Here is a 24,542-nt window from a genome sequence, read left to right as displayed (position 1 = left end):
AAAAAACATCTTTTAGAAGAAGAAATCCATCTTGCTGGAACTTTTTGATATCTGACTCAGTTATTTGGAAATTTTTATTTATTAAGCTCATTATTATATTCATCATTTAATTAAACAGCATGATATGCACAAAAACACATACCAACGACGCCCGCACAGGCTATATTCAACTTTATTCATGTCAAAAAATACGCGCTAAAAAATGACCGGAATCACATTGAATTTAACAAATGCAACCAATATTTAACCTTGTTAGAGGTTGTGAAAACTCGTGATGTTTTTTGAAATGCTGACTTTTGCGAACCGACGAAGGTGTAAAGGTAGGTAAAAATGCTGTTTGGCCGTACAATTAGTTGCTACGCTTAATGCGAAAGAGAATAGTTATCAAAAATCGCAAGGTGAAAACTAAAATGAAAAAGAAGCCACAACCTAAAAGTCTCGTGATCATCAAAACACAAACCATTACGCCTAACATGCAGCGCATTACTCTGCAGGGCGAGGCGTTAGGCAATTTTCCGCCGGATTGCGAAGGCAGCTATGTTAAGTTGCTGTTCAACGAAGTTGGGGGCACAGATATCCAAGGTTTTTCTGAGGAAAATCGCCCAGTAATGCGTACTTACACCATTCGCCGCTTCGATCCACAGGCATGCACGATTGAAGTCGACTTCGTACGTCACATCACCAAAGACCTACAATGTGGTTTTGCGGCGCGCTGGGCAATGGCGGCGAAAGAAGGCGACACTATCAGCATCGTAGGCCCTGGTAGCATTTCGAACCTTAACACAGAAGCAGATTGGTTCTTTATGGCAGCGGATATGACGGCGCTGCCTGCTCTATCTGCAAAAATTCGTACTCTGCCAGCCGACGCAAAAGGCTATGCGGTGATCAGCGTAATTTCTGAGGCGGATATTCAACCTATCGAAGCGCCAGCAGGAATGGAGCTCCATTGGGTTACTGAGCAACCTCTCGCAGACAAAGTTCGTGAACTTGAATGGCAACAAGGTGAAGCCGCAGTGTGGTGTGCTTGTGAATTCGATTCAATGCGCGCACTGCGTCAGTACTTCCGCAACGAAATGGATGTAGACCGCGAAAACATCTACATCAGTAGCTACTGGAAACAGGGAGTGTCGGAAGACGGCCACAAGGTCATCAAGCGCGAAGATGCGGAGTTAAACGAGCAGTAATTCCCACTGACAAAAAATAAAAGCCAAGTCGCTTTCATAGCAACTTGGCTTATTTTTCTCATTTAGCCTGTCTCTCAGCTCATGTTTTCAGCTAAGAAATCAATCAGTAAACGCACTTTTGGCGACAGGTTTCGGTTTTGTGGGTACAGCGCCCAAATACCTTCACGATCGTCTCGGTAATCGGTTAACACTTCCACCAGCTCGCCATTGTCTAACGCTTCTTGTACGTAGTAGTCCGGCAACTGTACCAAGCCTAAGCCACGTTTTGCCGCATCGACCAAAGCAAAACCACTGTTGCATTTGATTCGGCCAGAAACACGCAAAGACTTCTCACGCTTTTGCTCTTTAAAGTGCCAGTAATCAGCGGTACCGACCAAGCATTGGTGATGGCTCAGCTCAGACAAGGTATGCGGTTCACCCGAGCGATCTAAGTACGCAGGGCTAGCACACACGTAAAGCTGTCGAGATGACAAGCGCTTGGCAATCAAACTAGAGTCTTGCAAACGTCCAAGACGAATCGCCACATCGACGCCTTGCTCAATCAAATCTAACTTTTGGTTAGTCAGATTCAACTCCAGATTCACCTGCGGGTATTTCTCAATAAACCGGTGCAATAACGGCGCGAGGTTCATTTCGCCGTAAGTCACAGGTGCAGTCACTTTGAGCAAACCTTTCGGCTCGGCTTGCATCTGCGTTACCGCTAACTCTGCGAGCTCTAGACCTTCGACAAGGTGTTTACATTGCTGATAATAAAGTTGCCCTGCTTCGGTCAGAGATACTTTGCGCGTAGTTCGGTGCAGCAATTTAACCGCTAAACGCTCTTCCAACGCTGACACGCGGCGGCTGATTTGAGCCACCGACGTTTTAAGTTTGTTTGCTGCGCCTGTAAAGCTGTTGGTTTCTGCGACCGCGACAAATTCGCTCACGCCTTCCCAATTCGCCATGAATGTGGTTCCTGTGGAATTCTATATATGCGTATTCTCACACAAAGTTAAATGCAGAGAAAACCTGTTTAAAAAGGATAGCCGACTAAATGTACAACTTGCTGCGGCCAAGTGATATTCAGAGAACGTACCATAGCATCACTGATACTAGCCCATTGATTAGGTTGAACTTCCATGTGCAAGTTATCTGTCGGTTGATAACCGCTGGACTGATAGACGTGCGTTCGCCCAAATAATATGGAAAAGGCATCTCCTCGCTCTATAGCATCCTGATGCACCGAATTGAGCAATGTTTTCACCAGTCCTTTCCCGCGAAAGTTAGGCTGCACACAGACTTCCGCAATACCGCTAATGGGAAAGGATTGATCATCTATCATCACTTGCTTCTCGTGCACAGCAATATGCGCTGCAAGGATTTCGCCATCCCAAATAAGGTAGCGATGTCGTGGCATTTCACGGAAGTATCGTTGAGTCTGAAAGATTTTATCTTGCTCTTTGGTGAAGCAAGTAGAAAGCAAATGTCTTAGCTTTGCATCGAGAGCTGGGGTGACTGCATCATCAAGTATGTATTCAAAGCGCATGATTTACCTCATTGATTTCCCATGATTAAAAGTAAACCTTTGAAAAACCACTTACTGGGATACAGCGCAAATAAAAAAGCGCAGACTGAGCTGCGCTTTCCATTTTTCTCTCTGAGTGTTACTCAGTCTTCAGAATATCGCGCTTCACTTCACCCTTAAGATCAGTCAGCGTTTGCTGCTCAGTATCAATCAAGAAGTGATCACTGGCTTCGCCCGTTGCGAATTTCTCAAGAATCACAAACAAGCTGCCAAAGCGTGAGCGGAAGACCTCACCAACTGAGTACTCACCTAAGTTCCCAAGTTCAGAATCTACCGTTCCGGCGAACTCAGAGAGCTCTCGGCTTAGCAGCTCGTATTGCAGTAACTGTGCTTCCTCGATGTCGCGGAATGCGAGCTCATCAGCATTACGCAGACGATAAAAGTCCGTGGCTAGCTCTTCACCATTCCACATCGCAAAATCAGATAAAGTAAAACCGCCTTCTTGAGCGATGGCTTCCGCCTGCTGTGATGCGGCTTGCCAATCCTTTTGGAACTGCTCGTAATCGACCACGGCATTCTCGTTGCAGCTCACGATCTCATAACCAAGCTCTTTCGCGAGCTGGCACACAGTAAACTCAGTCGAAAGTTGAGACATAATCAACATGTCGTCGCCGTCCATATGCATGATCATTTCACGCATTTCCAGCGGCCAATCACTTGGTAAGAAACGCAAACGTGTTAGCTCTCGAATATGCCAATCCGTCAATGCGTAGTAGCTGTCGGCTTCTAGAATCTCTTTATTCCATATGCTCGCTTTGGCTGTTTCATCATCGCCTGCTTGCTCAGTCAGGTACTCATGCTCTCTCGCATAATGTTCAAACAGCTCGTTGTAACCAGCCACTTTGTCGATCACAACCGTTTCCACTTCAATTTGTTGGTCAGGGCGAATATTCAGTAGCTTGTAAGCCGGAATGTAGCCCGCCAAAGAAGGGGCTTGAATGTTGAATAGCGTGTGCTGCACACCATCAATCATATAACTCTTCTTACCGGTATCATTGAAGTGCATGTGACCACCTACGTGAATGCTCAAGCCGGTGGCTGCCAATGCTTTGCTGGTGTCGTCGTTTGGTTCACGAGAAAGCTGATGACTGCCCTCACCAAACAAGTCTTCGATGTCTTCTGACGCGCCATTGTAGAAGTCTGTCATTGGGAAGTGGCTGAATGAAACCAAGGTTTTGTTTTGCTCTTTTGCTGCTTTCACCACATCGCTGATCCACTCAATAACGTGCTGTTTGTGGGTCAACATCATGTTGTAGCCTGCGCTGCTCGAACCATCAAAGTCATCACCGCTCACCGAGCCATCTGGTAAGGTATCTTTTGGCTTGTAGACGTTCGCATCTATCGCCAATAACCACAGACCTTTCACGGGCTCAACAAGGTAACTGGTATCAGGAACCATCGCACAGTTGGTGTAGCCATCTTGTTTGTACTCGCCCCCTGTCCCTTGGTGACAAATCTCAAACATACGTTTGTCATAAGCGGCTTCTTCCGAAGCAAGCTCGTAAGAGTAGTGGTTGCGAGCTTCGTCACTGCTGTATGGCGTTTCGAAATAGAAGTATTCTTCTTGAGGGTAAAAGCCGTGTGTACCAAGGATATCCATGATCTCCTTGTAACCCCACTCTTTCACTTCCTCGGTACATATTGTGTCTAGGTTATCACCTTCACCGGGAATGGTGCCCCACTCACCTTCATAGCCAACACACTCATCTTTACCACGGCTGAAAATACGTTGCTTCTTGCCACCTTCCCCTAGGTAGTCAGACTTGCCCGCTGCCACGGTAAATGGTTTGCCCGGGTCGTGGTTGCCTGGCGCAGCAAAGAACTCAAGGCCATACGTTTCACGGTAGTGGTCGAAGATCTTCACTAGACCACGCATGTGCACGGGTTGGCCGTCGTCACTGAAGTCTCCAGGTAGCGCTACATACTTGATACCACGCTCTACCACGTCATCCAGCGCTGCGATCATTGCAAAATAGTTTTCGTTGAAAAGGCGTGTCGATTCCATCTGCGATTGCATGGTACGAATCGTCGCGTATTTGCCGCTGGCACTGGTATAAAGGCCTTGGTAAGAGCCGTCTTGAAAATCACCATACACATCGTGAAAGTGAATGTCTGGCATAAACGCCACTTGGACTGGTGCTTCAAGTTCTGGCGTGTCACTGCTTGAAGAGTCTGAATTACAACCAACTAAGGTCGCTGCAATCAGACCAGAGAGTACGGTCAATGTACTGCGTTTCATTTTTCTCATCCCGATAAAAGAGTCATATTTTTGAAATCGGGCGAGGAGCTTAGGCAGGAAAGATGACAATTAAGTTGCGACTTTCTTACAACTTATCGTACACAGTTCAGTTTTGAGACTCTCGTTCACGCTATTTATAATCAAAAACTTAAAGTAATAAAAAACACAATATAGACCTATCCCAACCATTAAAATTCACTATATATTTAAGTAAAGTTTAATGGCTGGGCCATTTAGACACGCGATGCGATCGGTAGCGGTTTCAGATCTTGATATTCCGCATCCAGCTCAATACCAAAGTGTTGTTTGAGTGCAGATAGGTAAGCCGGGCCTGCTTCAAGCTCAATCTCCGTCGCCTCACCGTTAGCACGATGCTTTAAGGTGTAATTCGCCAGTGTGATGATCCCCGACTCTGTCGACAAGGTGGCGACTCGACTTGAGGTAAAGCGTGAAGCGGGTGAGGTAGAGGCAAAGTGATTGCCACAGACAATGTCGCCATCAAACACGTGTTCAAAGTCCATGCTGTACATATCAAGCCACTGACTTTCATCATCATCATAAGATTGAACTTGAAGCATATAGCCAACGCGCTGGTCTTCAATAAAACGAAACGTTTGGATGTCGGTATGAATGGCTTGATTAAGAATAAATGGTAATGGTGCTCTCGGTGTATTAGCGCCAAAGCCAGCATCGACGATCCACTTTTCATCGCCCATGGTGACCAAAGTAAACTGATGCGTCCTGCCTAACGGTGTACCCGATAAATGCACCCGTCCCAATAATGGTCGCGCATCAAACCCAAGAGTTTGCAGTACCCTTAAAAGCAAGCCATTCAACTCAAAGCAATATCCCCCACGGTTGTGATAAACCAATTTGTCGATAATGTCTCGTTCAGAGATGGATACACCCTTTCCTAACGCAATATCAAAATTCTCAAACGGTAATTTTCTCTGTTGATTGATATGCAACTTGAACAATAATTCAATGTTGATGTCTAAGGCTTGTGCAACACCTATTTTATCCAAGTAAGCCTGTAAATCCGTGTTGTTCATTTTGATCCTAACTCGCTGTTTCTTCGTCGTGGCGACACAATAAAACCTCAACCACAGTTAAGGTCAAACGGCAATGCGATTTTTCTGGTACTTATTTATTTGCTTGCTTGCACAGATAACAGTTCCAACTACCCATTATTACAGATGCGTAAAAATCATTTTCAATTTAACCGGATTATCATTTTTCGTGAAACACCTAAAATGGGCACCAACAAAACGACGCAGCGCAGAGAGAAACACTCAACTACGCTTATGACGTCACTCTATATACTGAGAATATAAAGGAAACATCCAATGGCACTTGAAATCAAACCAGGTCAAACTCACATTAAATCAAAAGCAATGGTTGCATGGGCTGCAGGTGAGCCGCTAAAAATGGAAGAAGTTGATGTACAACTTCCAAAAGCTGGCGAAGTTCTTGTTCGCATCGTTGCTACTGGTGTTTGTCACACTGACGCATTCACTCTATCAGGTGACGATCCAGAAGGTATCTTCCCTTCAATCCTTGGCCACGAAGGCGGCGGTATCGTTGAAATGGTTGGCGAAGGCGTAACAAGCGTTGAAGTTGGCGACCACGTAATTCCGCTTTACACAGCAGAATGTGGTGAGTGTAAGTTCTGTAAATCTGGCAAAACAAACCTATGTCAGGCAGTTCGTGAAACTCAAGGTAAAGGCCTAATGCCAGACGGCACAAGCCGCTTCTCTGTAAACGGTGAGACAATCTTCCACTACATGGGTTGTTCTACTTTCTCTGAGTACACTGTACTTCCAGAAATCTCACTAGCAAAAGTAAACAAAGAAGCACCACTTGAAGAAGTTTGTCTTCTAGGTTGTGGCGTAACCACTGGTATGGGTGCGGTACTAAACACAGCTAAAGTTGAAAAAGGCGACACTGTTGCTGTATTCGGTCTAGGCGGTATCGGTCTTTCTGCAATCATCGGTGCTCGTATGGCTGGTGCAAGCAAGATCATCGGTGTAGACATCAACGAGAGCAAGTTCGAACTAGCAAAACAACTTGGCGCAACTGATTGCATCAACCCACAAAAATTCGACAAACCAATCCAAGACGTTATCGTTGAGATGACAGACGGTGGTGTTGACTACTCATTCGAATGTATCGGTAACGTAAACGTGATGCGTCAAGCACTTGAATGTTGTCACAAAGGTTGGGGTGAGTCAGTAATCATTGGTGTTGCTGGTGCAGGTCAAGAGATCTCAACTCGTCCATTCCAACTAGTAACTGGTCGCGTATGGCGTGGTTCTGCTTTCGGTGGCGTTAAAGGCCGCTCAGAGCTTCCAGAAATCGTAAACCGCTACATGGCTGGTGAGTTCGGTCTACAAGAATTCATCACGCATACAATGGGTCTACAAGACGTGAACGAAGCATTCGAATTGATGCACAAAGGTGAATCGATCCGTACTGTTCTTCACATGGATAAGTAATCCAAGATAACGGCTCACGTAATGTGACTGATATTTGAAAATTTGAAATAGGCTCTCTTCTTTCTTGAACACGTTTTCTTTTGGGAAGAGAGCCATCCGCTGTCTTTAACGGTCTTGTCCGCCGTTAAAATCATTGTTTTAAATATTCACTGTTTTAATTAAAGATTACTTTAACTAAACATTGTTTTATCGAGAGATTATACATGACCATTGAAAGCCTAAGCCAAGCCAAAGTATTCGGTGGTTGGCATAAACAGTACACTCACGAATCTCGCTCTTTGAACTGCAACATGCGCTTCGCGATCTTCTTGCCACCAAATGCAACCAAATCAAACCCAGTGCCTGTGGTTTACTGGTTGTCTGGCTTGACGTGTACCGATGAGAACTTCATGCAGAAAGCCGGTGCGTTTCGCATGGCGGCTGAGTTAGGTATCGCCATTGTGGCACCGGATACCAGCCCACGTGGTGACAACGTTGCAGGCGACGAAAACTACGATCTGGGTAAAGGCGCAGGTTTCTACCTAAACGCCACTCAAGAGCCATGGTCACGCCACTACCATATGTACGATTACATCACCAAAGAATTGCCTGCGATCATTGAAAACAACTTCCCTGTTTCAGATGTTAAGTCGATTTCGGGTCACAGCATGGGTGGTCACGGTGCAATCACCATTGGTCTGAAAAATTCAGATCAGTACCGTTCAATTTCAGCGTTCAGCCCAATCAGTAACCCAATGCAATGTCCTTGGGGCCAAAAAGCGTTTACCGCTTACCTAGGCACTGATATCGAAAGCTGGAAGCAGTACGACGCAAGCGAGTTGCTAAAGCAAGCAAAATCACCATTGCCAATCTTGGTAGACCAAGGTGATGCAGATAACTTCCTTGCTGAGCAATTAAAACCTGATGTGTTACTGGCGGCAGCAAAAGCCCATGATTCTGAAGTCGAACTGCGTATGCAGCCGGGTTACGACCACAGCTACTTCTTTATCTCGAGCTTTATCGCTGATCACTTGAACTTCCACGCTAAGTACTTATTTGCTTAACGCCGCAAGCAAATAGAAGAGCGCGGAAAACCAAACGGTTTAATAATCTTCTCTATACAAAGCCATCCAATTATTGGGTGGCTTTTTGTGTTCTAAAAACACTCACTTTACCTTTACATAACTCCATTGAAATTTAGCGAAATGACGTCTAACTTGTAATTGAACATCATTCAATTACTGCTAGCACTCTATGAAAAAAAACAACGTCAGTCCTGTTAACCTCGACTTGCTTCGGGTTGTTAGCGACCTCTCCTATTGCCGAGGCGATAAGCTTTTTCGATCCTATTGATGGGCAATTAGATATGGGCGAATACCTTGCTGAAAACGCCTACGGCTTTTTGCCAGTACCTATTGTGATTACCGAACCTGCTGTCGGCTACGGCTTGGGTTTTACTGGTGTGTTTTTGCATGAATCCGATGAGCAGCGAGAAAAAAGGCGCAAACTTGCGGAAACCTCACTCGATGGCGGTGCTCAACTTTTGACTCCTGCTATTACCGCTGTGGGTGGCTTCGCAACCGAAAACGGTACTTGGATGGGGTTTGCTGGCCATCGCCGCACTTGGGCACAAGACACGGTTCGTTACCTTGGTGGCGTCGGTTATGGCGACTTCAATATGACTTTCTACCCGCAATCTACGCTGCCGGGTTTAGACAGCGTATTCAATGGTCAGGGATTAGATTTCGAGATTACTGGCGGCGGCATGCTCAATCATCTTCAATACCGCATTATTGATGCGCCGCTGTTTGTTGGTGTGAAGCAGCTCTATTTCGTTACCGATCAGAAAATCGCCAACTCTCCTATTGCAGACAAACTACTGCAAACACTGACCAATACTTCCCCCACTACCTCCGGATTAGGGTTGACGCTAGAGTGGGACAACCGAAACAACTTCTTTAGTCCCACTCAAGGCTACAACTACAAAGCGGAGTTCCTATGGTACAACGATGCCATTGGCAGTGATTACGAATACGAACAATTGGATGTGGAAGGGATTAACTATTGGGAGTTGGCAGACGATTGGTCGTTGGCACTGCGAGGACAATACAAGTCTCTTTACACCGATGAACGCTTTCTACCGCCAGCGTCTTACCCTGATATCGAACTGCGTGGCGTAGCGAGAAATCGCTATCAAGGTGACGAAACCTTATCAGTGGAGTCTCAACTGACTTATCAGTGGAATACTCGTTGGTCGACCAATATCTTTGGTGGCTTTGGTTATGCGTCAACAAATGAGTCGCTATTCGAACATGATGCAGAATACGCTTATGGTGTCGGCTTTCGTTACCTCATCGCCCGCCGTTACGGCTTACAAGCAGGCATGGACTTCGCCTTTAGCGATGAAGACAGCGCCGTCTATTTCCAAGTGGGCTCAGGCATCTAAGCCCACTCTAATCAAACCATCAAAGCAGCCGCCATCACGTCTGTCATTATCACGACTGATATTTAGGGTTCGCGCCGTATTGGTTCGAGCCTTCTTCACTGTCTTGAATCAAGAAGTACAACAGCACCAAAATACCGATGATTGGCACAAAAGCGATTAACGCCCACCAACCTACTCTTCCTGAATCGTGTAGACGACGTACAGTCACCGCGATCGACGGGATCATAATAAACAGCGCATAAATCACACCGAAGAAGCCAAAATTGTCCATTTGCATCACGCTGCCAATGACCCGATCGATGATCCCCATCACCAAATTGACCAACACATTGACTAACGTAAAGTACCAATACTCTTGGCGTCTTGCCCTACCACTAAAGTTGGTATAGTTGAGGATAACTTTGTAGTACCAATCAAACATATCGTCTCTCCTAATGAGATGAAAGTGTCGCGAAAGTTAGACAACGCGATGCAAAATGCGCACAAAATGAGCGAAATAACATATTCATTCAATAGTTGTATTTTTAACTCTGCTATTAACCTTGACGTATATTCCACCAACGGTTACTTTTCACCCATAACGTATTATATAAATTCATCAAGTTGGCTCTATTATTAATAACTATATAACCGAGATTTCAGCAGATCGATCCTATGACGCGATCCTGCCGAAACAAGGGCAATAATTTGAAAGGGCACAAGATGAGAAAAACCGTAGTACTCGCTTTACTTTTGTTTGCACCCACACTTTTTGCAAACACGATACAGTTTAGCAGTATAGAAAAATCCAATATCGTTGTGGCACTGTCAGACCTTGAGTCGATGCCTCAAACCACTTATACCACCGCTCTGCCTTGGCTTGAAAAACCCGCCGAGTTTAATGGCGTAAAACTCAGTACACTTTTACAGCACACATTCGGTGAAGTCCCTCAGCACGTCGAAGTACGGGCAATGAATGACTACCATTCCTATATTTCACGTGAAGACATCCTTCGTTACCAACCTATCATTGCTTATAAACAAGACCATAAGTACATCAAGGTTCGCAATAAGGGACCATATTGGCTGATCTACCCAGTCACAAAATACCCAGAGCTTGATGTCAGTTACTACCACTCCCAAATGGTTTGGCAAATCAATAGGATCAGTACGAAAGAAGAAGAATGAAAGTACAGCCCAACGTTCCCAAGCAGGGACCTTTTTCATCCCGAAGCAAAACCTTACTTCTGATTTTTGCTTCCACACTGCTGGTAGCCAACATCGTGCTACTGCAGGAAACGCGCGCACTGACCAAAACCTATTCGGATCAACAAAACCAAGCGACTTGGTTTTTATTTCATTTATCCAAAGAGTTATCGGAACTGGTTGGCGAAGCTAGGCGCCTAAACGAAAGCATCAATAATTTTGATAGCGCCGAATTACAATACGAACTCGCCTGGAGCCGCTTTGACCTTTTGATTCATAACAAAGAAGTCGATTCTTTCCTCTCCCGAGAAGAGGTTCGTGTGTACTTTATTTCCTTGTTTGACCGCTTTCAGCAGCTTGAGCCCATTTTAGTCGAAGCCAAAACTGGTAACAGCGTTGCGGCCAGTCAGTTTTATCGCGCGACACAACACCTCTATATGGAGATGATCGATTACGTTACCCAGCACTTCCGTGTCGCGAGCCCACTTTATAAGCAGCAACAAAAACAGGCCTATGACCTACTCCAAGCGCAATACCTGTTGCTAGGCATCTTCGTTATCACGGTAGCTTTACTGACTTATTTCTATAAACAAGAATCGAAGTTCCACAAAGAGCTTGCATTAAGCGACTCACTGACCGATTTGGCCAACCGGAGCGCTTTGTTTATTGACCTACAAAATAAGCAGGAGTCAGGAACGACCTTTTCCCTGCTTTTGCTTGATTTAAATGGTTTTAAAAACATTAACGATACGCTAGGACACCAAGCGGGTGATATCGCATTGACCGAAGTCGCTGAGCGCTTGAAGCATATGGCCCTGGATAACTTTAAAGTCTATCGAATGGGTGGAGATGAATTTGCTGTCGTGATTAATTCAACGGTTAAACAAGATATCGAAGAAGCGAAGCGTCACATTCATGTGGTGTTTGAGAAGCCTATTTTTGCGTCCGACCAAGCAAGCTCTCTATCAACCAGCCTCGGCGCGGCATGCTACCCGCAAGACACCGACAACATTGACTTCCTGATCAATTTAGCGGATAAGCGCATGTACAAAATGAAATTCCAACGTTAAACGGATAACCATGATGAAAAACTTCATGCGAGCAGTGCTATTACTGCTAGTAATCGCGATAGGTGTGCTGGCTTGGGTGTTTATCCCATCTCACGAAACTGTAGGTGCGCAAACTCTCGAAGAAGCACTCAACGACAACTACACGCTGGTTGGACACCGCATTCATTCTACAGACCCTGACGCGGGTAACATGTTTGGTTACTTTGTCGTGTACAAAGACGCAAACACGGATGATTTGGAACCGTTTTTGGTGACTTCTGATCAGTTTATTCGCATGGAGCAAACCGGTGACAACACGCTAGCCCTCACAGTAAATGGTCGCATCTACCGCTACCATAACGACCTGTGGGTAGAGAACCCAGATGGCAAGTTGCAACATTGGTTTGTCAGTGCGACGGCGAAATACGTCCGCTAAGTAGGCGCATACTTAGCGTCAGATAAACAAAAGCCCCGCTCACTAAGTAGCGGGGCTTTTTTATGTTCGAAACTGGCGAGGCAGAAATTACAGCACTTTCTCTTTGATCACTTTCATTACGCCAGAGTCACGATTGCTTGGTGCTGAGAAGCGTGCGATTTTCTTCACCGCTTCGTGCGCGTTTTCCATCGCGTAGGAATGCTCGCTCACTTGCAGCATCTCTAGGTCATTCAGATAATCACCGAACGTCATGGTCTCTTCAGGACCAAAACCCATGGTTTCTTGAAGATGTTTGATTGCCGCACCTTTTGATGCTTCAGCATTCATGACATCCAGCCAAATCTTCGCACTCACCACCACTTGATGCGTGTCATCAAACTTCGCTTTGATGGTTGGGTACACTAACTCTTCCGAGCCACCAAAATGACAAATCGCGACCTTGATGAATTCATCATCTACGGCCAATAAATCTGGCACGTATTCACAACGGTGGTAGTATTTCTGGAACTCCTCCAACGCTTTCGGGTCTTGAGTTTCGATGTATGCAGAGCGCTTACCACACAGCACTAGGTGCGTACCTTCAATTTCGCGAGCCGCTTGAATGATCGCATCGATTTCTGATTTTGGAATGGTGCAGCTGTATAACTCTTTGTCCTGGTACATCACCAAGGTGCCATTTTCCGCCACGTAAATCATACGGTCTTGAATTGGCGCAAACGTATCACGCAAACTGTAGTACTGACGACCCGATGCCGCCGAAAACAAAATGCCCTTCTCTTCTAGCTGCAAAAACAGATCAAAGAACTCGGGGTCTAAACGACCATATTGGTCAAGCAAGGTGCCATCCATATCGGTGGCAATAAATTTGATGCTAGCTTGTGACATGACTTCAACTCAAAAATAAGCAGCACAGGTCACTCTGCGAATGAAAACGGCTGCAAAAAACAATCACGCTAAGGTACAGGATATTGGGTGAATCTCAAGCTGAATTGAACAAGGTAAGCTAGGCTCAAGATAGTAATCACAGCCAAAACAGGTACAATCCGTGCTCGATTTTTATTTCGCGCGGACTCACTCTCATGCACTCGCCTGAACAATGCTTTACTCGATTTACTGCGGACATTTCTGGCTACGAATTGCCAGCGCAGTTTACGTTTCCGTTCTACTACACGCCCCACCCATTGTGTGTGTTGGCTGCAGAGCAATTACAGCAGCACCTAATGACACAAACTGACTTCGAACACGAATTCGGTCTTGAGGGTGAGCAAAACGGTCGCGGCAAAATGTTCGGTGTTTTGTTAGTGCGTAATCCGCAAGGTGAACTTGGCTATTTCAGCGCTTTCTCTGGCAAGATTGCCGATCAAAACTTGCTTCCTGGTTTTGTTCCACCCGTATTCGACATGCTGACAGAAGAAGGCTTCTTCCGAGGTGAGACAGATGCCATCAATGCTGCGAACGCGAAATACAAAGCCTTTGCTGCCAACCCCGAATTGGCACAACTGAAAGCAGAAATCAAAGCCGACCGTGAAGCGTATCAGCAAGAAGAGAATGCCCATCGCCAAGTGATGATTGCCGGTCGTGCAGAACGCAAACAACAGCGCAAACAAGGCGAACAAACACTGAATCCAGAAGAATTGAAAGTGCTACTGGATGATTTGGGTAAACAGAGTGTGGCTGAGAAGAATGTCCTCAAGTACCTCAAACAAGCTTGGGACGAAAAGCTGGCAATCAAAGAAGCGCGCTTAACCGAGTTAGAGCAAAAACTGGCGGAACTTAAAGAGCAACGCAAAGATTTGTCTAATGCGCTGCAGCACAAACTGCATAAGCAATACCGCTTCTTGGACAACCTCAGCGCAGAGCGCGATTTGGTAGATATTTTTACTCCTACCACCAATCCAGTACCACCAGCAGGTGCAGGTGAATGTGCAGCGCCAAAACTGCTTCAGTTCGCATACAAACATGGTTATCAGCCACTTGCCTTGGCGGAGTTTTGGTGGGGCGTATCGCCGAAATCTGAAGTACGTCAGCACAAGAAGTTCTACCCATCTTGCAACAGCAAATGTCAGCCGATTTTGGGGCACATGCTGCAAGGCTTGGATGTGGAACCAAACCCATTAGCAGAGAACTGGGCGGAAGATAAAGAGTTGGAAATTCTGTTCCAAGACGAAGCCATGGTGATCGTCAACAAGCCTTCGGGCCTGCTTTCCGTTCCGGGGAAAACCATCAAGGATTCGGCGTACACACGCCTACAAACAATGTTCCCAGATGTCGAAGGGCCGTTCGTGATTCACCGTTTAGATATGGCGACGTCGGGAATTCTCGTATTTGCCTTAACCAAACGAGCAAACAAGAGCCTGCAAAAACAGTTCATCACTCGCGACGTACAGAAGCGCTACATGGCACTGCTAGAAGGTGCCTTGACCGAGCCTGAAGGTGTAATCTCGCTACCGATGCGTGGCGATCCGGATGACCGTCCACGTCAGCTAGTATGCTTTGAACACGGTAAGCCTGCTGAAACTTACTGGCAGCTAATTGAAGTGAAAGATGGACGCAGCAAGGTGTACATGTACCCAAAAACAGGACGAACTCACCAGCTGCGTGTACACAGTGCTCACCACATGGGATTGAACATGGCGATGGTTGGCGACGGCTTGTATGGCGAAAAAGCCAACCGTCTGCATTTGCACGCAGAGATGCTGGAGTTGGACCATCCATACAGCAAAGAGCGCATGTGTTTCCAAGCAGAGTGTGAGTTTTAAAACAACTTATCCATGCAGAATAGATAGCGAAAAGGCACTGAATTTCAGTGCCTTTTTTACGTGTAGAGCGAGCAAGAGATTCCCGACTGCGCTCCTCCGTCGCTATCGGGAATGACGCGTTATAGAACAAGATTTCCAATCACCATAGCTGAACATCGTCATTCTAGAATCGAGGAACGAGATGTCTGGAATCTCGGTTTTTTGTGAGCAGAAGCTAGCTCACCTTAAACTTGGTCCATACTTGTGAGCGCCAGCGTCTTGCCATGATGATGCCGCGTACCCATTCATCCAGAGCAATCGCCATCCACGCACCAATCACGCCGTAGCCCAAATGAATACCCAAGATGTAAGAGAACACCACGCCCAAGCCCCACATGCTGAGAATACCCATCTGCACTGGGAACTTGATGTCACCAGCGCCTTTCAGTGCCGAGATGAAGATCAGGTTAAACACGCGGCCAGCTTCTAACACGATAGAACCCATCACCAAGGCACCCGCCAATGCCAAGATTTCTGGCTGATCAGTAAACACGCTCAGAATCTCTTCGTGGAACAGGTAGATCAAACACGTTGCCGCCGTAGACGCTGCAAAGCCGACCAAGAAGTAGATCTGCACGCGTTTCAAAATGCTGCTTACCCAACCTTTACCGATGTAGTAACCCGTCTGGATTTGAGCCGCCTGACCTATCGCTAGAGCAAACGCGAAAGAGAAACGCGCGATGTTTTGCGCATAAGTAAATGCGGCTAGTGACGATGTACCCATTTGCACCACAAAGTAGACGATACAGATCTGCGCCATATTGTAAGACAGCACTTCACCCGCGTTCATGCCACCAATTTTTAGGATCTTCTTGAACACATCTTTCGGCACTTGTTTAAGCTTAGACATTGGCAGTTCGATGCAGCTGCGTTTCAAAATTACACCCAACAATAACGTACCAATGACTTGGCTCACGACTGTCGCTACTGCAACACCTTCCACGCCATACACTGGCAAACCAAACGGCTGATACAGCGCTATGTAGTTACCGATGATGTTGAACACGCCAGAGATTAAGTTAACCACCATTGGCGAGCGTGAATAACCGTGACTACGCAGAATCGTGGTAAACACGATACCGATAGTAACATTGAACGTCATCGCACCGCTGATCAGCAAGTATTCACGCGCGTACTGCTCAACTTGAGCTTCTAGCCCGTAATACGGCAAAAAGAACACCGCGCCAATCACAGCCAGCACACTCAAGAAAGCACCTACAATCACCGACAAAGCGATACTGGCAACACCGACATCAACGAAGTCTTTTTCACGCCCTGCGCCATTGTATTGCGCGATCAAGATACCCGTGCCGCTGCTGACAAAGGTAGAAACGATGATCAGGAAAAATGTTAATTGTGTGATTACCCCAACCGCAGACACGGCTTTGTCTGAATAACCACTCAACATGAATACGTCACTGGTTCCTAAAGCCGTCCGTAGCAAAATTTCGACAAGTATCGGCCAAGCCAATGCCACGATGGACATACGTTGGTTGATATTCTGGCTTTTAGGCATGTGTTTTGGACCTTTCCTACAACTAAAACTGCCCCACAGAAAACTGTGAGGCAGCTAACATTATTGATTTATTTAGTGGCGCGGATTGTATATCTTTTGCACAAAATGTCACGTGGCTTTTTGAGGAATTTTGAAGAAATTTATCCAGTAAATCACACTATTATTTATACTTATAAATCCACGCCAATCATTCACCATTACTCTTTGATAATCGTGATTTTTTCCAGCTCTAAACCCGGCTTAACAAAGTTAATATCCAAGGTGTAGAACCCAGGATTCAACTTCACCTTCAAACCTTCTACCGTAATCAGTTCACCGTCCGTGCCATGCATTGGTAACGTCATACTGAAGTCTCCATTGAGGAATAGACTGCAAGAAGATTGAGCCAGAGAATCACGCTCGTACTTCATCATGCCATTGAACTGGTATACACCTTCCTCGTCCACCTTAAGCACAACCGAAGCGTTCACTTTCGTATTCAAGGTAATTTCCTGTTCAACGGAATGCGTTTCTTCACTTGGTTGCTCAGTTTGTGCAATAAAGGTTTTAATTGGCTCGTAAGCTTTCAGCGGTCGTTCCATGACTGGAGCAGCCATGATGAAGCGACAGATATTCATCGCAGAGCGTTGCAGCTCACCAATGGTTAATGTGCCGTTTTCTAGCGCTTGTAGCGTGTCATCGCCCATCGCGTTGCTCTCTGCACCATCGTTCTCGACCACCATGTAAAGATCGTTTTGTGCACGCACCATAAATGAAGTAAAGGTTTTACTCTCTTCACCCGCTTCGATTGGGTCATTCATCTTCGCCCACCAATCCGTCATCACAATGCCGGTATAGCCCCACTCATTACGCAGAATAGTGGTGTTTAAGTCGTAGTTGGATGCCGCCCAATGTCCATTCACTGGGTTGTAAGACGTCATGATGGTGGTCGCATTACCTTGCTTCACTGCCATCTCAAACGGCTTGATATGGATTTCACGCAGTGCACGCTCAGACATGATGCTGTCCACATCCACACGAGCGGTTTCCTGATCGTTCGCCGCATAGTGTTTGATGGTGCCCGACACACCCGCTTTGCTTAAACCACGAGTCTGCGCTGCGGCCATTACGCCTGTCATAAACGGATCTTCAGAGAAGTACTCGAAGTTACGTCCATTCAAAGGGTGGCGGTGAATATTGATGCCAGGGCCAAGCAAGGTATCGATGTGGTTGGCGCGCAACTCTTCACCAATCAGGAAGAAAAGCTCTTCGTTTAGGGAGGAGTTCCAAGTACAACCAAGCAAAGTGCCAATTGGTACTTGCGTTGCCTTATGTCCACTGTCCATACGAATACCTGACGGGCCATCTGCTGCCGCTGCCGTTGGAATACCAAGTTCAAACAGGCTGTCCGACACACCACCAAACGCGGCTGCCGTTCCCGGCGTCACTTTCGGGCTGCACATACCTTCACCACGAACGATAGTGGCAAGTTGTTCCGGTGACATCTGCGCGACAAAGTCCTCTAGACTCGCTTTGCCTTGTTTCACGTCCATCAACTTGATGCCTTGGTTGCCGGTCAGTTCGAACGTGCGAGGCATATTAGCTTGGATACGCTCAGCTAAGGAAACGCTGCGTTGTGGCGTCATTTCGTGGCTCAACGCATACGTGCCACTGTCGCTCTTTTGTGCAGGCTTCATGCGTTCAAATTCATGAATTGGCGCGCAAGCCTCACTCAATACTTCAACGACTAATGTGTCATCCAATTGGTACGTCGCCGCAACTGGCTTAGCGTGACGTACACTTTCACCAATACAGAACTGGTAGCAACCTGCTTCCAGCACATAACAGCTGCGATGACTGGTCGCGCCACTGTCATCATAAGAAGCGAGCGAAGCAACAGGTACTGAGATACGAACCAACTCACTCGCGCCAGGCTTAAGTGTTTGTGTTTTAGCAAAGCCCGCCAACACGCGAGCAGGTTTACCTAGCTTGCCTTGGGGCGCTTCAACATAAAGCTGCACCACTTCTTTGGCGGCAAATTCAGAGCCAACGTTGCTCACTTCAACATCAAAGTGCAGCACAGCATCTGCACCTTGACCTTCAGTTGTGAACTCGACCAAATCACGGCTGAAATCGGTGTACGATAGGCCAGCGCCAAACTCAAACTGCACCACTTCAGGGTTGAAGGTTTCAAAGTAACGGTAGCCCACGTAGATATCTTCAACGTAGATGTTGTGGTCTTTACGCCCGAAGTTCGCCGATGATGGGTAGTCGGCAAGATCATAAGCAATCGAGTCGGTCAAACGTCCGCTTGGTGATTGATCGCCAGACACGATATCCGCCAAACCATGACCGCCTTCCATACCCGCAGCCCAGCTGTAGAGCACACCTTTGATGGATTGATTGCCTTCGATGGTGTTTAGCCACGCCATATCCATGATGTTGGTGACGTTCATCACTACGATCACGTCGTTGAAGTGGCGATTGACCTTAGCGATCATGTCCGCTTCTTCTGCAGTTAAACGGTAGCTGCCCGGCTCGTCGGCGTTGTCTTGGTCTTCACCAGCGGTACGACCAATAAACACCATGGCTTTGTTGGAACTCGATGCCGCTTTGGCCACAAGTTCATCAGTCAGTGGCATTTCCTGTTGGAACCAAGGTTCCGCCGCCCAACCACCGCCGCCATCGTCAAATGGGTGCTCAGCAATCCAATCTTGATAGACCGCAACCAACTCTTCATTCAAACGAACCTTTGCATTAGCGCGCAAACCGTCTAGCGCACTGATCGCATAAGGCACATTCACTGCCCCGCCCGAACCTGTGCCGCTGCGGTGCGTATCAATTTGGCAGCGACCAAACAGAGAAAGAGTATCTTGCGCGGTCAGAGGTAAAACCGCGTCATTGTTTCTGAGAAGTACAATCCCTTCGGCTGCCGCTTGTCGGCTTACAGGGACGAGGTTCTTTTGCGCTTGGCTAATTTGTTTATTGTTCATACACAACCCACAACCGTTCATTTTTATTTCGTATTTCAGCGCGCTGAATGACAAAGGATCACTAAAGTCGCGCAAGTCGTTATTGGCATCGTGCTTTTCACCAGCTAAACAGGCATTGAAGGCAAGTTAAAAAAACGTCGCCAGCCCAGCAAAAACGGGCAAAAAACGTCGATGAGAATTCGTTTTTCTATGGGGAAATAGTATGCTGACCGGATGCGCCATTCTACCAAAATGGCGACAGTAAAAAGGAATATCGCGACATGAGCATCATCTACCAACTTAAAGCACATCAGAAGCACAGTCATCTCAAGTTTGCCTACGTCGACGGACATCACCATTGTGATTTTGCCGCCCACAAACATGACTTTTCTGAACTGTTTTTAGTGGTCAGTGGCAGCGGTAAGCACACGGTAGCGGAATACGAATATCCACTACGCAAAGGTGATGTATTTGTGATTAATGGCGACATCGAGCACGGCTTTCGAGACGTAAACAAACTCAAGATCATTAACTTGATGTTTGACTCCAGCACGCCGTTTTTTGAAATCCCTTCCATGCGCCAGTTGTCCGGCTACCAAGCCATGTTCAAGGTCGAACCAATCGCGAGACAAACCACCGAATACAAAGCCAAACTGACCCTCGACCGTCAGCAATTGCCAGAAATCGAGCGCCTGTTATCGGTTTTAAAAACGGAATATGAAGCCTCGCAGCCTGGGTTTGAAGTCATGCTAACCAGCTTAATGCAGCAGTTGGTGATTGCCCTCTCCCGAATGTATCAAGACCAAAGCCAAGAGTTGCCCCAAACCACCCTTGCACTCAGCCGAGCCTTGGTATTTATCGAGCAGCACTTCAGTGATGTCGGCGTAAACAGCGATGCAATTGCGAAAGCAGCCTTCATCAGTAAACGTCAGTTAGAAAGGCTGTTTCGCCAGTTTTTAGACACATCACCGAACCAGTATTTGCGTGATGTACAGCTGAACTACGCGACAAAGTTATTGTGTGAAGAGAACGAGCGCTCGGTACAGCACATCGCCGAACAGTGTGGATTTTCGGACAGCAACTATTTCTCGAAATGCTTTAAACAGAAGTTTCAGCACAGTCCGAGAAGTTACCGCAAAGAACATTTCTTACTGGCATAAAAAAAGCCGCTATGCCAGCGGCTATGAATGGGTAACCATTCACTGCAATATAATCGAGCTCCCCCGTAAGATCCCCAAGTCGATTCAAGATAGTATGTTGCAAATCGTTTCTCGGCTCGGGCATTACCTCTCGCAAATTGCCAATGGAGTGAGCGCGGCCCCCAAGAGCCGCACTTGAGTTAAGAATCCACGTATTGGCTTACCACCACGCTTCAAACATGGCACCTACTGTCACGGTATCCACGTCTGATGAAATCTTCTCACCTGTTACTGAATCAAAACCTGTGTACTCGTTGTCTGCATTACCCACTGTCGCGTAGAAACGCAGCATTGGGCGAGACCAAGTTTCAGGACCGATCGCCATGTTTTGCGATAGCGTCATTTTCCAAGAGCTGTTGGTTGCGTCGATGTCATCGTAATCAACCACGCTGTAACCCGCTTCTAGCCACGTAGAGTGGATATCATTCCATTGGTAAGTTGGACGAACAATCGCGTTGTAGTTGACGCGGCTATCATCACCTTCCACTTCAAGCGCTTGGTAAGCAGCTAGGTATTGAATGCCCGCTTTGTCAGTCAATGAAGTGCTACCATCAAAGCTCACTAGTGTTGCTGTTTGACCGTCAGCTAGGTCAAACACACTGTCTTTTGCGTTGTCAGAGTAACGAACAATTACACGTTGACCCGACATCGATAGCTCACCCGCGACTTGGTATGCCGTTACATCGCTAACATCTTCGCCATCCAATTTTTCAGAAGCAAAACCATAGTTGGCGTATAGGCTTAAATTCGCAGACTCGCCCAGTTTGATGCTGTGAAGTTTACTTGTGATTGCGTAGCGACCGTTGTCACCTACCATGTCGCCTTCAACTTGAGCTACCGCGCCGAAATCCAACATCGCACCACCAAGGTTTAGGTTATAGAAGCCTGCGCCTTGACCATCGTGCATCATCCAAAAGTAGTCGTTCAAATCGGTTTGTGGACGTTGATGGAAGTCACGACCAGCCCAAACATAAAGATCTGGCTGAGATTCGAATAGGTTTGTCGCACCAGCGTACATCTTCTTCACGTTTACGCCGCCATCGTCAGCCCATGAAGCATCTGCCCAGTGATCCAACATAAACACGAGATCCCAGATTGCACCACCATCACTCTTGAAGGCACGAGCTAACTGGAATTCGCCGCCGTTTTGTTCATTACCTAAACGGCCTGTTGCGTTTGAGTTCAATGCGCCAGCCGTGCCCACTGTCAGTGCATCACTGCCTTGGTAGCCCGCGCCGTAACGTGCGTAACCAGAGAATACGATGCCTAATGGTACTTCCGTTTCTGGTGTTAATACAGCAGGTTGTTGATCGTAGACATAGCCAGTTTCAATTCTTGTTTCCAATTCTTGAATGCGTTTTTCAAGCGCTTCAATCTCAGAATCAGCAGCAAAAGAAGGTAAAGAAGCAAACGAAGCAGCCACTGCTAGGGTAAGAGGTAAAACCTTAAAGTTTTTCATGATAACTCCATCATTATTATATTTTGCATTTCCAAGAAAGCGCTTTCTTAATGAAGCAAAATTTTTTGCCAGAAATGAGCAAATTGAGTTGATGTTCGAGGAAAAAAGACAGAAATCCCCCAAACATCAGCAAAACGGCTATTCCCTAGCGCTTTTGACGGCATTATATGGACAAAAAGCGAGCTAAAAAGTGATCACACTCACCAAGAAAGCGTTTTCTTAGTGTGTAGATCACATCATTGATACATTTGATCATTAGTTTGAGTGATTGATCATATAAGCAGCTCAAAAAGCTCACTAACGGATAATGAGCCTGCATTCATAGCACCAGCTCGATGCCGATTTTCTGGATGCAACAACGTGAATATCACACCGCTCTAAAGCTCTATCGATGCTCTAGAACCCATGTAAAAAAGGGCCTTCCACTATTTCAGTGCTAAAATCTATCAAAGCTAAGTCGCCCTTAAAGAACGCGCCTAAAACAATCACATTCCTCAAAGCAAAGCCCCTGTAACACATTCTAAAAAGCTCACTACAATACGTCTAAAAGCATAGGCCTTGGTGTTGAAATGCTGCTTTGACATGAGATTTAGGAAAGCGCTTTCTTGAGGTTACCAGAGAAAAGGGAGATAATTCAGTAAACAGAATTTGTAAAATCTCGTTATTGCTTCATAAGCTGATGAAAATTAGAGAATTAGATCACATTCGCTTATACTTCTGTCCTTTACTCTCTTTGTTTATGGGCTGACGAGTCTTAATGTTTTTGAAAGCACTTTCGAACTTTCAGATGCGAGTGATTTCACGTGCGCATTTTCGTTGAATTTATACACCAATGGGTCTCGCTTGGTAGACCAGAGCGCGACCAAGTCGACAAATGTGATGCCTTCTCTATGACGAATAGAAAACGGCGAGTAACATAGTTCGATAATTAGAATGGATAAGGTACTTCCCATTGATCACGATTAAAGAAGTCTCTGAGCTGGCGAAAGTTTCTCAATCTACTGTCTCACGAGCGCTAAACGGCCATCCGACAGTCAAAGAAGCCAACCGTAAAAAGGTATTTGATGCGATTGAAAAGCTGGGCTACAAGCCGAATGCGTTTGCTCAAGCCTTGGCGTCTAGCCGTTCAAACAGTATCGGTATGTTGGTTGGTTCTTTAGATGGTCCTTTCTACGGCCCTTTGATGCACAACGCAGAAAACACCGTACGCGAAAACAATAACCATCTGATCGTGACCAGCGGCTTAGAGTCCCATTCACGTGAAATCGATTCGATTAACTTCCTACGCTCTAAGCAAGTCGACGGTTTGATCATTCACTCAGACATGCTGTCAGACGATGAATTGATTGAAGTTATTGAGAAGACACCATCAACCATAGTGCTCAACCGTTACATTCCTGAGGTTGCAGATAAGTGCATCTTTATCGATAACGAATTGGGCGGCTATCTCGCAACCAAGCACATGTTAGAAAACGGCCATACTAAAGTGGCTTGTATTACTGGCCAGTTGAGCAAGATCGACAGTCGAGATCGTCTACAAGGCTACCGTAACGCACTCACTGAACATGGTATTGATTACGACACTAACCTGATTGTAGAAGGTCGCTTTGACCATGAAGATCGCGGGTTAAATCATACCTGTGCTCGTCGATTGCTTGACCGCGATCCTGAAATTACCGCCATCTTCTGCCATAACGACAATATCGCACTCGCGGTATATGACGTCGCGTACGAACGTGGTTTAGAGATTGGGAAGGACATTTCTGTTGTCGGCTTCGATAACGACAGCCACAGCCAACATATTCGTCCAAAACTGACCACGGTAAACTTCCCAGTACGAGAAATGGGTCGTGAGGCCGCTCAAGGGGTAATTGCTTTAGTACATAAACAAGAGCGCCCACTTAAGCATAAACTGACACCAGAGTTAATCGTGCGAGAGTCCGTCGGAAAACGATGATCTCCACACTCCAGTCGTACCAACTGGTTTGGCTGAATACAGATACAAAAAGGCCCCGATATCGATCGGGGCCTTTGCTATTCAG

General features: G+C 46.4%; 19 protein-coding genes. 10 read left to right on the top strand and 9 right to left on the bottom strand.

Translation table 11 applies throughout. The features are described from left to right. The first annotated feature begins 410 nt into the window (after positions 1-410). Positions 411-1,184: a siderophore-interacting protein gene (locus KHO06_RS17490; RefSeq protein WP_212583008.1), complete on the top strand. Its 774-nt coding sequence runs from the start codon at positions 411-413 to the stop codon at positions 1,182-1,184. Positions 1,185-1,258: 74 nt separating this feature from the next. Here KHO06_RS17490 and KHO06_RS17485 read toward each other — a convergent pair whose 3' ends face one another. The 4 genes from KHO06_RS17485 to KHO06_RS17470 all read right to left on the bottom strand — a co-directional run bounded on the left by KHO06_RS17485 (position 1,259) and on the right by KHO06_RS17470 (position 6,039). Beyond that, positions 1,259-2,128, bottom strand: coding sequence for a LysR family transcriptional regulator (locus tag KHO06_RS17485; protein ID WP_005428403.1), 870 nt, complete (start codon positions 2,126-2,128; stop codon positions 1,259-1,261). A 68-nt stretch (positions 2,129-2,196) separates the two neighbouring features. Then, positions 2,197-2,709, bottom strand: a complete 513-nt coding sequence (locus KHO06_RS17480; protein ID WP_045371077.1) for a GNAT family N-acetyltransferase — start codon at positions 2,707-2,709, stop codon at positions 2,197-2,199. Positions 2,710-2,827: 118 nt separating this feature from the next. Beyond that, positions 2,828-4,987, bottom strand: coding sequence for a metallophosphoesterase (locus tag KHO06_RS17475; protein ID WP_212583007.1), 2,160 nt, complete (start codon positions 4,985-4,987; stop codon positions 2,828-2,830). A gap of 233 nt (positions 4,988-5,220) precedes the next feature. Further along, positions 5,221-6,039, bottom strand: coding sequence for an arylamine N-acetyltransferase (locus KHO06_RS17470; protein WP_212583006.1), 819 nt, complete (start codon positions 6,037-6,039; stop codon positions 5,221-5,223). Positions 6,040-6,333: 294 nt separating this feature from the next. Between KHO06_RS17470 and KHO06_RS17465 the strand changes: the two genes are divergently transcribed. From KHO06_RS17465 to KHO06_RS17455, 3 genes are all read left to right on the top strand, one after another. Next, positions 6,334-7,482 carry an S-(hydroxymethyl)glutathione dehydrogenase/class III alcohol dehydrogenase gene (locus KHO06_RS17465; RefSeq protein ID WP_045371086.1) on the top strand — a complete coding sequence of 383 codons (1,149 nt, stop codon included), beginning with the start codon at positions 6,334-6,336 and terminating at the stop codon, positions 7,480-7,482. A 203-nt stretch (positions 7,483-7,685) separates the two neighbouring features. Then, on the top strand, positions 7,686-8,525 hold the full coding sequence (gene fghA / locus KHO06_RS17460) for an S-formylglutathione hydrolase (RefSeq protein ID WP_212583005.1): 840 nt from the start codon (positions 7,686-7,688) through the stop codon (positions 8,523-8,525). Positions 8,526-8,827: 302 nt separating this feature from the next. After that, positions 8,828-9,907 carry a BamA/TamA family outer membrane protein gene (locus tag KHO06_RS17455; protein ID WP_244858442.1) on the top strand — a complete coding sequence of 360 codons (1,080 nt, stop codon included), beginning with the start codon at positions 8,828-8,830 and terminating at the stop codon, positions 9,905-9,907. A gap of 49 nt (positions 9,908-9,956) precedes the next feature. Here KHO06_RS17455 and KHO06_RS17450 read toward each other — a convergent pair whose 3' ends face one another. Continuing rightward, positions 9,957-10,328, bottom strand: coding sequence for a DUF805 domain-containing protein (locus tag KHO06_RS17450; RefSeq protein WP_005428270.1), 372 nt, complete (start codon positions 10,326-10,328; stop codon positions 9,957-9,959). 281 nt (positions 10,329-10,609) lie between these two features. Between KHO06_RS17450 and KHO06_RS17445 the strand changes: the two genes are divergently transcribed. The 3 genes from KHO06_RS17445 to KHO06_RS17435 are packed head-to-tail and all read left to right on the top strand — an operon-like array spanning position 10,610 to position 12,577. Continuing rightward, positions 10,610-11,074 (top strand): oxidoreductase, encoded by a 465-nt coding sequence (locus KHO06_RS17445; RefSeq protein WP_212583004.1) that lies wholly within the window; start codon positions 10,610-10,612, stop codon positions 11,072-11,074. Next, complete coding sequence (locus KHO06_RS17440; protein ID WP_077262554.1) at positions 11,071-12,162, top strand: GGDEF domain-containing protein; 1,092 nt, start codon at positions 11,071-11,073, stop codon at positions 12,160-12,162. The genes KHO06_RS17445 and KHO06_RS17440 overlap by 4 nt, the downstream gene beginning before the upstream one ends. 10 nt (positions 12,163-12,172) lie before the next feature. Then, positions 12,173-12,577, top strand: coding sequence for a hypothetical protein (locus KHO06_RS17435; protein WP_182052980.1), 405 nt, complete (start codon positions 12,173-12,175; stop codon positions 12,575-12,577). 87 nt (positions 12,578-12,664) lie between these two features. On the opposite strand, the gene KHO06_RS17430 is transcribed toward KHO06_RS17435, so the two are convergent. Continuing rightward, positions 12,665-13,462 (bottom strand): Cof-type HAD-IIB family hydrolase, encoded by a 798-nt coding sequence (locus tag KHO06_RS17430; protein WP_212583003.1) that lies wholly within the window; start codon positions 13,460-13,462, stop codon positions 12,665-12,667. Between the two features lie 194 nt (positions 13,463-13,656). Between KHO06_RS17430 and KHO06_RS17425 the strand changes: the two genes are divergently transcribed. After that, complete coding sequence (locus tag KHO06_RS17425; protein ID WP_212583002.1) at positions 13,657-15,336, top strand: RluA family pseudouridine synthase; 1,680 nt, start codon at positions 13,657-13,659, stop codon at positions 15,334-15,336. Positions 15,337-15,550: 214 nt separating this feature from the next. On the opposite strand, the gene KHO06_RS17420 is transcribed toward KHO06_RS17425, so the two are convergent. Next, positions 15,551-16,891: an MATE family efflux transporter gene (locus tag KHO06_RS17420; protein ID WP_212583001.1), complete on the bottom strand. Its 1,341-nt coding sequence runs from the start codon at positions 16,889-16,891 to the stop codon at positions 15,551-15,553. Between the two features lie 197 nt (positions 16,892-17,088). Next, positions 17,089-19,863: a glycoside hydrolase family 3 protein gene (locus KHO06_RS17415; protein WP_212583000.1), complete on the bottom strand. Its 2,775-nt coding sequence runs from the start codon at positions 19,861-19,863 to the stop codon at positions 17,089-17,091. 260 nt (positions 19,864-20,123) lie between these two features. On the opposite strand from KHO06_RS17415, the gene KHO06_RS17410 reads away from it, so the two are divergent. Further along, positions 20,124-21,002, top strand: a complete 879-nt coding sequence (locus KHO06_RS17410; RefSeq protein WP_081233072.1) for an AraC family transcriptional regulator — start codon at positions 20,124-20,126, stop codon at positions 21,000-21,002. Positions 21,003-21,201: 199 nt separating this feature from the next. Here KHO06_RS17410 and KHO06_RS17405 read toward each other — a convergent pair whose 3' ends face one another. Then, complete coding sequence (locus KHO06_RS17405; RefSeq protein ID WP_045399415.1) at positions 21,202-22,500, bottom strand: carbohydrate porin; 1,299 nt, start codon at positions 22,498-22,500, stop codon at positions 21,202-21,204. A 952-nt stretch (positions 22,501-23,452) separates the two neighbouring features. Between KHO06_RS17405 and KHO06_RS17400 the strand changes: the two genes are divergently transcribed. After that, a complete protein-coding gene (locus KHO06_RS17400) occupies positions 23,453-24,457 on the top strand; it encodes a LacI family DNA-binding transcriptional regulator (protein WP_162092157.1) in 1,005 nt (334 codons plus the stop codon). Positions 24,458-24,542: the final 85 nt, after the last annotated feature.

The sequence above is a fragment of the Vibrio sp. B1FIG11 genome, from assembly GCF_905175335.1.
Classification (GTDB): domain Bacteria; phylum Pseudomonadota; class Gammaproteobacteria; order Enterobacterales; family Vibrionaceae; genus Vibrio; species Vibrio campbellii.
Note: the sequence above shows the minus strand (reverse complement) of the source record. Positions and strands in the feature narration are given on the sequence as shown.